This window comes from Methylocystis sp. H62, assembly GCF_015709515.1.
Lineage (GTDB): Bacteria > Pseudomonadota > Alphaproteobacteria > Rhizobiales > Beijerinckiaceae > Methylocystis.
Genome location: NZ_JADNQZ010000058.1, coordinates 407,967 through 419,698 on the forward strand (window position 1 = coordinate 407,967; position 11,732 = coordinate 419,698).

General features: G+C 64.4%; 11 protein-coding genes. All 11 read left to right on the top strand.

Annotated features, from left to right (window positions below; translation table 11 throughout):
* The first annotated feature begins 1 nt into the window (after position 1).
* The 11 genes from mraY to ftsA all read left to right on the top strand — a co-directional run bounded on the left by mraY (position 2) and on the right by ftsA (position 11,707).
* Positions 2-1,084 carry a phospho-N-acetylmuramoyl-pentapeptide-transferase gene (gene mraY / locus IYY11_RS18610; RefSeq protein ID WP_196405222.1) on the top strand — a complete coding sequence of 361 codons (1,083 nt, stop codon included), beginning with the start codon at positions 2-4 and terminating at the stop codon, positions 1,082-1,084.
* A 2-nt stretch (positions 1,085-1,086) separates the two neighbouring features.
* On the top strand, positions 1,087-2,514 hold the full coding sequence (murD, locus tag IYY11_RS18615) for a UDP-N-acetylmuramoyl-L-alanine--D-glutamate ligase (protein WP_196405223.1): 1,428 nt from the start codon (positions 1,087-1,089) through the stop codon (positions 2,512-2,514).
* A complete protein-coding gene (locus IYY11_RS18620) occupies positions 2,511-3,665 on the top strand; it encodes an FtsW/RodA/SpoVE family cell cycle protein (protein WP_196405224.1) in 1,155 nt (384 codons plus the stop codon). The genes murD and IYY11_RS18620 overlap by 4 nt, the downstream gene beginning before the upstream one ends.
* Before the next feature lie 13 nt (positions 3,666-3,678).
* Positions 3,679-4,788: an undecaprenyldiphospho-muramoylpentapeptide beta-N-acetylglucosaminyltransferase gene (gene murG / locus IYY11_RS18625; RefSeq protein WP_196405225.1), complete on the top strand. Its 1,110-nt coding sequence runs from the start codon at positions 3,679-3,681 to the stop codon at positions 4,786-4,788.
* 2 nt (positions 4,789-4,790) lie between these two features.
* Positions 4,791-6,200, top strand: coding sequence for a UDP-N-acetylmuramate--L-alanine ligase (gene murC, locus IYY11_RS18630; RefSeq protein WP_196405226.1), 1,410 nt, complete (start codon positions 4,791-4,793; stop codon positions 6,198-6,200).
* A 314-nt stretch (positions 6,201-6,514) separates the two neighbouring features.
* Positions 6,515-6,796, top strand: a complete 282-nt coding sequence (locus tag IYY11_RS18635; RefSeq protein ID WP_196405227.1) for a ribbon-helix-helix protein, CopG family — start codon at positions 6,515-6,517, stop codon at positions 6,794-6,796.
* Positions 6,789-7,226 carry a type II toxin-antitoxin system VapC family toxin gene (locus IYY11_RS18640; protein ID WP_196405228.1) on the top strand — a complete coding sequence of 146 codons (438 nt, stop codon included), beginning with the start codon at positions 6,789-6,791 and terminating at the stop codon, positions 7,224-7,226. Before IYY11_RS18635 ends, IYY11_RS18640 begins: the two co-directional genes overlap by 8 nt.
* A 29-nt stretch (positions 7,227-7,255) precedes the next feature.
* Positions 7,256-8,176 (top strand): UDP-N-acetylmuramate dehydrogenase, encoded by a 921-nt coding sequence (gene murB / locus IYY11_RS18645; RefSeq protein ID WP_196405229.1) that lies wholly within the window; start codon positions 7,256-7,258, stop codon positions 8,174-8,176.
* A gap of 309 nt (positions 8,177-8,485) precedes the next feature.
* A complete protein-coding gene (locus IYY11_RS18650) occupies positions 8,486-9,409 on the top strand; it encodes a D-alanine--D-alanine ligase (protein WP_196405230.1) in 924 nt (307 codons plus the stop codon).
* A 182-nt stretch (positions 9,410-9,591) separates the two neighbouring features.
* Positions 9,592-10,392 (top strand): cell division protein FtsQ/DivIB, encoded by an 801-nt coding sequence (locus IYY11_RS18655; RefSeq protein ID WP_246720083.1) that lies wholly within the window; start codon positions 9,592-9,594, stop codon positions 10,390-10,392.
* Positions 10,393-10,396: 4 nt separating this feature from the next.
* Positions 10,397-11,707: a cell division protein FtsA gene (gene ftsA / locus IYY11_RS18660; protein ID WP_196405232.1), complete on the top strand. Its 1,311-nt coding sequence runs from the start codon at positions 10,397-10,399 to the stop codon at positions 11,705-11,707.
* The last annotated feature ends 25 nt before the right edge of the window (positions 11,708-11,732 follow it).

Below are 11,732 nucleotides of genomic sequence, written 5' to 3' on the forward strand. Positions count from 1 at the left end.
GATGCTGACGCTGCTTGCGGACTTCTCTTATCTTTACAGTCCGCTAAACGTCTTCCGTTACATCACTTTTCGCGCTGCTATGGGGGCGGCGACCGCGCTGTTCTTCGTCTTCTTCTTCGGACCGGGCGTGATCGCCGCGTTGCGCATCAAACAGGGCAAGGGCCAGCCGATCCGCGAGGACGGACCGGCTTCGCATCTTGTGACCAAAAAAGGCACGCCGACGATGGGCGGCCTGATGATCCTCTCGGGGCTGGTCGCGGCGACGCTGCTCTGGGCGAATTTACGCAATGCCTATGTGTGGATCGTGCTCTTTGTCACCGTCAGCTTTGGCCTCATCGGCTTTTATGACGACTATCTCAAGGTCACCAAGCAGTCGCACGCCGGCTTCTCGGGCAAGATGCGATTGGCGCTTGAGTTTATGATTGCCGGCCTGGCCTGCTACGCGCTGATGGAGACCGGCGGCGACAACATGACGAAGCTCGCCATCCCCATGGTGAGAGGCTATGTCGCGACGCTGGGTCCGCTCTTCATCCTTTTTGGCGCTTTCGTCATCGTCGCCGCGGGCAATTGCGTCAATCTCACCGATGGACTCGACGGCCTCGCCATCGTGCCGTCGATGATCGCCGCCGGCGCCTTCGCGATCTTCGCCTATCTCGTCGGCAATTCGATCTTTTCGAATTATCTCGGCGTCAATTACGTGGCGGGCGTCGGCGAATTGACGATCGTCTGCTCGGCCTTCATCGGCGCAGGGCTCGGCTTTCTGTGGTTCAACGCGCCGCCCGCCCAAATCTTCATGGGCGACACCGGCTCGCTGGCGCTGGGCGGGCTCGTCGGCTCCGTGGCGGTGGCGGTGAAGCAGGAGTTCGTGCTCGTCATCGTCGGCGGCCTTTTTGTCATCGAAGGCGCCTCAGTCATCATCCAGGTGGTCTATTACAAGCTGACCGGCAAGCGCATCTTCCTAATGGCGCCGATCCATCATCATTTTGAACACAAGGGCTGGAAGGAGCCGCAGATCGTCATCCGCTTCTGGATCATCGCCTTCGTCCTGGCCCTGATGGGCCTCTCGACCTTGAAGCTGAGGTGACGATGACGCCGATCGAGACGTTCAAGGGCAAGCGCGTCGCGCTTTTCGGATTAGGCGGTTCGGGCCTGTCGACGGCCCGCGCGCTGATCGCCGGCGGCGCGCAGGTCGCCGCCTGGGACGATGGCGAAGCCGGCCGACTCAAGGCCGTCGCGCAAGGCGTAGCGCTCGAGGATCTTGCGGTTGCGGATTGGAGCGGCTTCGATGCGCTCATTCTCTCTCCCGGCGTGCCGCTGACCCATCCCGAGCCGCATTGGACGGTGCAGGCGGCGACGGCCGCCGGAGTCGAGATCATCGGCGACGTCGAGCTGTTCTGCCGCGAACGCGAAGCGCGCGCCGGGGGATCGCCCTTCATCGCCATCACCGGCACCAACGGCAAATCGACCACCACGGCGCTGATCGCGCATATCTTGCGCGAGGCCGGCCGCGACGTTCAGCTCGGCGGCAACATCGGCGTGCCGATTCTCGACCTCGAGCCGCCGTCCGACGAGCGCATTCACGTCATCGAATGCTCGTCGTTCCAGATCGACCTCGCGCCCTCGCTGGCGCCGACCATCGGCGTGCTGATCAACATCACGCCGGACCATATCGATCGTCACGGCACAATCGAAAATTACGCAGCGATTAAGGAGCGGCTCGTCGCCGCGGCGGAGGTGGCTCTGGTCGGCGTCGACGACGCTTATTGCCATGCGGTCGGCGCGCGCCTCGTTGAAGCCGAGTCCCCCGAGCGGCGCGTCGTGCCGGTCTCCGGGAAGCGTGCGCTCGACTGGGGGTTCTATGTCGAGGATCGAAGCGTCTATTTCCGCGAGCAGGGACATCCGCCCGAGGAGGCCGAGCTGATCGGTTCGCTAGAAGGCGCACGCGCGCTTCGCGGCGCGCATAATGCGCAGAACGCCGCCTTCGCCGCCGCCGCCGCGTGGGAGTGCGGACTGGACGACGATGAGATCCTGCGCGGCCTGTTGAGCTTCCCCGGCCTGCCGCATCGGATGGAGGAAGTCCGGCGCATCGAGCGCGCGCTGTTCGTCAACGACTCGAAGGCGACCAACGCCGACGCTGCCGAAAAGGCCTTGGTGAGCTTTACCGATATCTACTGGATTCTCGGCGGCCGATCGAAAGAGGGCGGCGTCGAACCGCTGCGTCCGCATTTCTCGCGCATACGCAAAGCCTATCTGATCGGCGAGGCGGCGGGCGATTTTGCGCGCACGCTGGAAGGCGCACTGCCTTTCGAACATTGCGGAACGCTCGACGTCGCGACGACGCGCGCGGCGCTCGATGCGCTTGCCGAAGGCGCCCCCGAGCCGGTCGTGCTGCTGTCGCCGGCCTGCGCCTCCTATGACCAATTCGCCAATTTCGAGGCGAGGGGCGACGCGTTTCGCGGCGTCGTTGAGGGGCTTCCCGCCGTGATCGCGGCGCGAAAAGGAGAGCTGACATGATCTCGCGCGCCGAACGATCGTTATTCTCCGACTGGGCGTGGACAGTGGATCGCTGGCTGCTCGCGAGCCTCGCCCTGCTGATCGTCGCCGGCCTCGTCTTCGCCATGGCCGGCAGCCCGCCCGTCGCGGAGCGGCTGCATCTGCCGACCTTCCACTTCGTCAACCGGCAGGTGCTCTATCTTCTGCCGGCGCTCGTCTTGATGATCGCGACGTCGTTTCTTTCGCCGCGTCACGTGCGCCGGCTGGCGCTCGTGATCTTCATCGTCTCTCTGGCGCTCGTCTTCGCCACCATCTTCTACGGTCAGGAAGTGAAGGGCGCGAAGCGATGGATCTTCGGCGTTCAGCCCTCGGAATTCTTGAAGCCCGCCTTCGTCGTGCTCGTCGCCTGGGCTTTCTCCGAAGGGGCGCGTCGCAAGGATGTTCCAGGCAATCTGATCGCGCTTCTGCTGCTGCCGATCGCGATCGCGCCGCTGATGCTGCAGCCTGATTTCGGCCAGACGATGCTGATTTCGATTGTCTGGGCGGCGCTGTTTTTCATGGCCGGCTTGCACTGGATCTGGGTTGTCGGATTGGGCGGGCTTGGCGGCGTCTCGGCGCTGCTCGCCTACAAATTCGTGCCGCACGTCCACGCGCGCATCGAATCCTTTCTGGAGCCGCCGCCGCCGGTCGCGGGCGTGCCCGCGAATTTCCAGTCGGAGACGGCGCTTGAGAGCTTCATCGCCGGTTCGTGGTTCGGCAAGGGCCCGGGCGAAGGGGTCATCAAGCGCATCCTGCCCGACTCCCACACCGATTTCATCTTCGCCGTCATCGGCGAGGAATTCGGCGTCCTTGTCTGCATCGCGCTTGCCGGGGTCTTCGCCTTCGTCGTGGTGCGGGGGCTGTTCTCGGCGGCGCGCAACAGCGATCCCTTCTGTCGTTTTGCGACTGCAGGACTCGTGATGCTGTTTGGCCTGCAGAGCTGCATCAATATGGCGGTGAACGTGCATCTCATGCCCGCCAAGGGCATGACGCTGCCCTTCGTCTCCTATGGCGGCTCTTCGCTTATTTCGCTGTCGCTCGGCATGGGCTTTCTGCTCGCCGTCACGCGCAAGCGGCCGCGGTCCCGCGTGCTGAGTGAGCTCGCCGCGACGGGCGCGCCCGCCGCCGCGTGATAAAAGCCTCGGTATGATCGATTCGCCGATTCTCCTCGCCGCCGGCGGCACCGGCGGCCATCTTTTTCCGGCCGAGGCGCTCGCGCATGCGCTCGCCGCCCGCGGGCTGGCGGTGGAGCTCGTCACCGAGGAGCGCGCCCTGCGCTACGGCGGCGGCTTTCCGGCGCGCGCCATGCATGTGATCCCCGCCGGCACGCCGCGGGGCGGCTCGCTGCTGGCCAAGGCCCAGGCGGTCGCGCGTCTCGCCCTCGGCACGGCGCAGGCGGCCGCGCTGCTGCGCCAGGTCAAACCGGCCGTGGTGATCGGTTTCGGCGGCTACCCGACCGTCCCGCCCTTGCTTGCGGCGTCCTATCTCGGCGTGCCGAGCGCTTTGCACGAAGCGAACGGCGTCATGGGCAAGGCCAATCGCTTCCTCGCCGGCCGCGTCGACAGGATCGCCGCCGGTCTGCCGACTCTCGCCGTGCCGCCGGCCCTGCAAAGCAAGGTCATCGTCACCGGCAATCCGGTGCGTCCCAATGTGCTCGAGGCCGCCCAGACGCCCTATCCAAGCTTCGATAACGGAATCTTCCGGCTGCTGGTCGCCGGCGGCTCTCAGGGCGCCCGCGTCATGGCGGACATCGTGCCGGCGGCCGTTGCGGCGCTCCCCGATGCGCTGCGGGCGAAAATCTCCGTCGTTCAACAGGCGCGTCCCGAAGATATCGCGCGGGTCGAGGCGATCTACGCCGGCGCTGGGGTCGGCGCCGAGATTGCGCCCTTTTTCGCGGACTTCCCGGCGCGGCTCGCTGCGGCGCATTTCGTCATCACCCGCGCCGGCGCGTCGACGGTCTCGGAGCTTGCGGTCGTCGGGCGACCGGCGATGCTGGTGCCGCTGCCGCATGCGCTCGACCAGGATCAGGCGGCGAACGCCGCCTTTCTGGAGCAGGCTGGCGGCGCGGAAACCGTGCGGCAGAGCGACTTCACGCCGGAATTTTTGACACGGCGGCTTTGTGACCTCATCCATGCGCCGGCGCAGCTTTCCGCGCGCGCCGAAGCCGCCGGGCGGGTCGGCGTCGCCGACGCCGCCGATCGGCTCGCCGATCTGATTATCGATGTGGCGCGGATAGGCGCTACGAAACGGAGCTAGGAATGAAACTGCCGAAAGAGTTGGGCCCGATTCATTTCGTCGGCATCGGCGGCATCGGCATGTCTGGTATCGCCGAAGTGCTGCTCAATCTCGGCTACAAGGTGCAGGGATCGGACGCGGGGGAAAACGCCAACGTCAAGCGGCTTGTCGACAAAGGCGCGACGATCAGCATCGGACATGACGCGAAAAATCTCGGCGACGCCGCCGTCGTCGTCGTCTCGACCGCAATAAAGCGCGACAATCCCGAACTTGTCTTGGCGCGCGAAAAACGTCTGCCGGTCGTGCGTCGCGCTGAAATGCTGGCCGAGCTGATGCGCCTCAAGCAATGCGTCGCCATCGCCGGCACGCATGGCAAGACGACGACGACCTCGCTCGTTGCGACGCTGCTCGACGCCGGCGGCCTCGATCCGACGGTGATCAACGGCGGCATCATCAACGCCTATGGCACGAATGCGCGTCTTGGAGCCGGCGACTGGATGGTGGTGGAGGCCGACGAAAGCGACGGCACGTTTCTCAAACTGCCGGCGGACGTCGCCATCGTCACCAATATCGATCCCGAACATCTCGACCATTTCCATACATTCGACGCGATCAAGGAAGCCTTCCGCAACTTCGTCGAGAATATTCCCTTCTACGGCTTCGCGGTGATGTGCCTCGATCATCCGACCGTGCAGGAGCTCGTCGGCCGCATCGAGGACCGCCGCGTCATCACCTATGGCGAAAATCCGCAGGCCGACGTGCGTCTGCTCGACGTCGATCTCGAGGGCGGCGTGTCGAAGTTCAATGTGCTGCTGCGCGACCGCAAGACGTCGCAGGCGATCTATCTCGAAAATCTCGTCCTGCCGATGCCGGGCCATCACAATGCGTTGAATGCGACGGCGGCGATCGCCGTCGCCAATCAGCTCGGCCTGTCGCCCGAACAAATCCGCAAGGCGCTTGCCGGCTTTGGCGGCGTGAAGCGGCGCTTCACCAAGACCGGCGAATGGAACGGCGTGCAGATTTTCGACGACTATGGACATCATCCGGTCGAAATCGCCGCCGTGCTGCGCGCGGCGCGCGCCTCCACCAAGGGCAAGGTCGTCGCGCTGATGCAGCCGCATCGCTATTCGCGGCTGCAGTCGCTTTTTGATGCATTCGCCACCTGCTTCAACGACGCCGATGTGGTCATCATCGCTGATGTCTATTCCGCAGGCGAGCAGCCGATACCGGGCGTCGATCGCGACGCGCTTGTGTCCGCCATCAAGGCGCATGGCCATCGCCGCGCGATGGGGCTTCCCTCTCCCGAAGTGCTGGCGGCGATGGTTCGCGAGATCGTCGCGCCGGGTGATTATGTCGTGTGTCTTGGCGCCGGCAATATCACGCAGTGGGCCTATGCGCTGCCGGAGCAGCTCGCGGCGGGGCAGGGGAGTTGAATTTGCTCTTGCCCCCTCCCTGTCCCTCCCCCGCTGAGGCAAACCGGGTGTTCCCGGTTTGCGCATCGACTCCGAAGTCGGCAACAGCCGACTTCGAACGGACCCTAACGAGCGGCTCTTGCGCAATCTGGATGAAGCGCGTGGCCCGCTCCCTCTCCCGCGAAAAGGGGGAGGGTTGGGGAGGGGGCCCGGCATGACTTCCCCGACATTTCCGTCAACCGGGTGACGAAGGGACGTGAATTTATGTGGCATGATTTGACTTCCGCAGAATCGCTACTACATTCGACTACATCGTAGTCAGTCCTCTCCGAATCATGAAATCCGCCGCGCCTACGCCCACATCCGTTCGTCTGACCGACGAAACGCGCAAAATCCTTGACGAGGCGGCGCGGCGCACGCGCCGTTCGCGTTCTTATCTCGTTGAGGAAACGCTGAAGCAGTTTCTTCCGCGCATCGTGCAGAAGGAGACCCAGCCTTCGCCGCAAGAGCGCATTCGTCGCCTGAAGGAGCTGGAGGGAATCGGCCACCGGCTTGTCGGACCGCAATCCATTGAGGAGATCGACGCGCGCATCCGTGAATTCCGCGGCGATGAATGAGGCGCTTCCGCTCGAAGGCGGGCGGGCCTATTTCGACGCAAACTCGGTCATCTATTTCATCGAGGCGAATCCGGAATTTTATTCGAAGATCTCCAGCCTCTGGTATGCCCTGATTGAACAAAACACGACCTTTGTCACCAGCGAAATCTGCGTTGCGGAATGCTTCTACGGCGCCTTCAGACGTCAGAGTCAGGTGCTCGAAAACGGTTACGATCGACTGTTCTTCGAGGAGGGGACTTTCGACATTCGGCCTGTGGACATCGAAACGCTCATCGGGGCGGCGCGCCTCGGCGCCGATCTCGGCCTAAGACTGATAGACGCTGTGCATTTTCGAACGGCGTTGGCCGCGCAATGCGATATCTTCGTCACCAACGATCGCCGATTCCGCTCGAGTCATGGCGTGCGCGTCGTCCAAATCGCCGAGCTGTGACGTAGCGTCGATCAAGCCGAAAGCCGCAGATGACCTTCGCCGATCTTTCCCACGATATCGCCCGCTTCGCGCCCGAGCTGCGCGGAAAGATATCCGCCAATGAGCCGCTCGCGCCTTACACATGGTTTCGCGTCGGCGGGCCGGCGCAGATCCTGTTCATGCCGGCGGATGAGGCCGATCTTGCCTATTTCCTCGCGCGACTGCCGCGAGAGATTGCCGTCACCGTCGTCGGCCTTGGCTCCAATCTGATCGTGCGCGACGGCGGCGTCGAAGGCGTGGTCATACGCCTGTCGGCCAAGGGCTTTGGCGAGATCGTCGTCGAGGACGGCTGCAGGCTTCGAGTCGGCGCCGCGGTTCCCGACGTGAAGGCGGCGCGCGCGGCCGCCGAAGCGGGCGTTGACGGGCTGACCTTCTATCGCGGCATTCCCGGCGCCATCGGCGGCGCGCTGCGCATGAACGCCGGCGCGCATGGCGGCGAAACCAAGGACGCGCTGATTGAAGCGCGCGGCGTCGACCGCGCTGGCGACATCCGGGTCTTTGGCGTCGCCGACATGGGCTATGCCTATCGCCATTGCTCCGCCCCCGACGACGTGATCTTCACGCAGGCGCTTTACCAGGGACGTCCTGGCGATCCGGCGACGATCATCGCCGAGATGGACCGCATCACGGCGGCGCGCGAGGCCTCGCAGCCGATCAAGGAAAAGACCGGCGGCTCGACCTTCAAGAATCCCGACGGCGAAAAAGCATGGCGGTTGATTGACGCGGCCGGCTGTCGCGGACTCGTCGTCGGCGATGCGCAGGTCAGCGAGATGCACTGCAATTTTCTCATCAATCGCGGCCGCGCGAGCGCCGCCGACATCGAGGCGCTTGGCGAAGAGGTGCGCCGGCGCGTGCGCGAGACGAGCGGCGTCGAACTGCATTGGGAGATCAAGCGCATAGGCGTCGCTTGAGATGAATGGCGCAATGAGATTGCGTCGCCGTTGCTGAGATCTTAGCGTGGACGCCTGAGGAGATTCCCGCCGTGCCGCCTCGAAAAAAATCGCACCGATCCTCGGACGCTACTGAAACGGCGGCCACGTCGAAAAGCGGCGACGAGCAGGGACCGAAGAAGAGTCCTTCGGTCGAAGATCGAGTTTCGCCAGCGTCAGGCGCGTTAAGCGACTCGCTCTGTCCTTTCGCCATATTCACCGAATGGGCTTCGGAAGCCGACGAAGCCGCCTATTCGGATCTCTAGTTGGCATTTTTCAAGTCGAGAGCACATGACCAAGCACGTCGCCGTTCTGATGGGCGGACTTTCCGCCGAACGCGAAATTTCATTGCGCTCGGGCGAGGCCTGCGCGAAAGCTCTTGAAGAGCAGGGGTTTCAAGTGTCCCGCGTCGACGCGGGACATGACGTCGCGAATGTCCTTGCGGCGCTCAAACCGGACGTCGCCTTCAACGCGCTCCACGGCAAGTTCGGCGAGGACGGCTGCATTCAGGGCGTGCTGGAAATTCTGCGCATCCCCTACACGCATTCGGGCGTGCTCGCCTCTTCGGCGGCGATGAAAAAGGATGTCGCGAAGACGGTGATGGCGGCCGCCGGCGTTCCGACGCCAAAAGGGCGCGTTCTGCACAGGCTGGACGCCGCCAAAGCGCACGCGCTGCCCCTTCCTTATGTCCTCAAGCCCGTCTCCGAAGGCTCCTCCTTCGGCGTCTTCATCGTTAGCGAGGGCCAAGAGCATCCCCCGCAGGAATTATGGCGCGAGGATTGGACTCATGGCGACATGATGCTTGCGGAGCAATTCATCGCCGGGCGCGAACTCACATGCGCCGTCATGAACGACAAGGCGCTTGACGTGATCGAAATTCTCGCGGCCGACGGCGGCTGGTACGATTATCACGCCAAATACGCCAAGGGCGGCTCGAAACACGTCCTTCCGGCAAATCTTAAACTGAATATTTACCAAGAGGTCCAACATTTGGCCCTTGAGGCTCACCGAGCTCTCGGCTGTCGCGGCGTAAGCCGCGCGGACTTCCGATACGACGACCGCCCCGGAGGTACGGGCGAACTCGTCGTGTTGGAGGTGAACACGCAGCCGGGAATGACGGAGACCTCGCTCGTGCCAGAAATGGCGGCATACGCAGGTTTTTCATTCGGCGAGTTGGTCAGATGGATGGTGGAAGACGCATCCTGCGATCGTTGAGAGAGTCATTTTCGGCTCGGCACTCGCTCGTCCCCATCGTTCCCGGAGAAGCCCCATACGCCTTGGCGGCGGTCGCCGTTGCGACCATCCCGCCGGCAGCCGTTCCCGCCGCCCCCGCGGCGGTCGCTCCGCGCGCGTCGGCGCGAAGAACCCGCGGTGAACGTCTCCTTTCGCGCCTCGCCTTGCTGGGCCGTCCCGGCGTCGGCGCTCTGGCGACGCTTGCGCTCTTCGCCGCTATCGGCGCGGCGGGATTTGTCGAGAACGGCGGCTACGCCGCTCTCGTCGCAAGCGAGGGTGAGCTCTACGACATCGCGGCGCGCGTCGCCGGGTTTCCGATTTCCGCCGTCACCATCACCGGTCAATCGCGGTTGACCGAACGCGAACTTCTCGAGGCCGCGGGCGTCGGGCCGCGAAACTCCTTGCCTTTTCTCGATGCGACGGCGGTGCGCGACCGGCTGATGCAGGTCCCCCTCGTCAAAACCGCGCGGGTGATGAAGCTATACCCCGATCGCCTGGTCGTCGCGATCGAAGAGCGGCAGCCAAGCGCCTTGTGGCAGCGCGACGGACGCGTCGCCGTCATTTCCGAAGACGGCGTGCCGATCGATGAGTTGCGCGACCAGCGCTATCTCGGTCTGCCGTTCGTCGTCGGCGAGGGCGCGCAGAAGCGTCTGCTCGAATTTCTCATGCTGTTGACGAAGGCTGGCGACCTTGCGCATCGCATCAAGGCCGGCGTGCTCGTCGCGGGACGCCGCTGGAACTTCGAGGTGACGAATGGCGTCACGGTGAAACTGCCGGAGATCGATCCATCCGGCGCGCTGGAGACGCTCGCGCGGCTGCAGCGAGAGGCGCGGATCCTCGACAAGGACGTCATGTTCATCGACTTGCGTATTCCCGACCGCGTCAGCGTCAGGCTGACGGAAGAGGCCGCTGCGGCGCGCGAAGCGCAGCTTGCGCCGCGCAAGTCGACCAAGAGTGGTGGTTAGCTGCATGATTTCTCCTGGTGTCCCACCGCGCATGAAGCCGCTCTCGCCGCGTCGCTCCGCGACGTTCGCGGCGCTTGACGTCGGCACGTCGAAGATCGCCTGCCTGATCGCGCGGCTGACCCCGCTTGGCGTGGTCGCGCCCGGCGATTGGCGCACGCATCGCGTTCGCGTCGTTGGCATTGGCCATCAGCGCTCTCTGGGCGTGAAGAACGGCCTCGTGGTCGACATGGACGCCGCCGATGCCGCGATCCGGCAAACCGTCGACGCCGCCGAGCGCATGGCCGGCATGCAGGTGGAGCGCGTCATTGTCACGGCGTCGGGCGGCCGACTGTCCTCGCAGCATTTTCAGGCGAAACGCGTGATTGGCGGCCGTGAAGTCGCCGAACACGACATTCATCGGGTTCTCGAGGCTTCGGCCGCGCATCATCTCCAGCGCGGCCGAGTCGCCGTGCACTCGCTGCCGACGGGCTTTTCGCTCGACGGCGTGTCTGGCATCCGAGAGCCTAAAGACATGATCGGCGAAGAGCTGGCGGTCGATCTCCACGTCGCGACCTGCGATCAGGCCGCCGCCCGCAATCTTCTCGTCGCCGTCGAGCGCAGCCATCTCAGCGTCGAAGCCATGGCCGCCGCGCCCTATGTCGCCGGACTCTCCACGCTCGAACCCGACGAGGCAGAAATGGGCGTCGTGGTTATCGACATGGGCGCTGGATCAACATCCGTGGCCGTCTTCGCCCGGGGCGAGATGATTCACCTGGACGCCGTCACGCTTGGCGGCGCCCACGTCACGATGGACATCGCGCGCGGACTCGACGCGCGGCTCTCCGACGCGGAGCGGCTGAAGACCTTTCACGGCTCGGCGATCGCTTCGACGTCAGACGAGCGCGAAACCATTTCCTTCGATCACGTCGGTGAGAGCGATCACAAGGCGCATGCGCCTAAATCGCATCTCGTGCGCATTATCCGCCCGCGAATAGAGGAAACGCTGGAGTTCCTGCGCGATCGCTTGGCGAAGGCCGGCCATCCGAGCGGTCCTGGCCGTCGTATCGTGCTGACGGGCGGCGCCAGCCAGCTCACAGGCGTCGCCGAGGCGGCGCGCCGCATTCTCGGCGGACAGGTTCGGGTGGGACGTCCGATCGGCGTCGAGGGCTTGCCGGATTCCTCCAAGAGCCCCGCCTTCGCGGCCGCGGCCGGGCTGCTCGTCTATCCGCAAGTCGCCGCGCACGAATATTTCGAGCCGCGCCGGATCGAGCGCGCGGCGACGGGAACTGACGGATACATCTCGCGCGTAGGGAGATGGTTAAGAGAAAGCTTCTAGTATCGCGTGAAGTGATTCTTTCGAC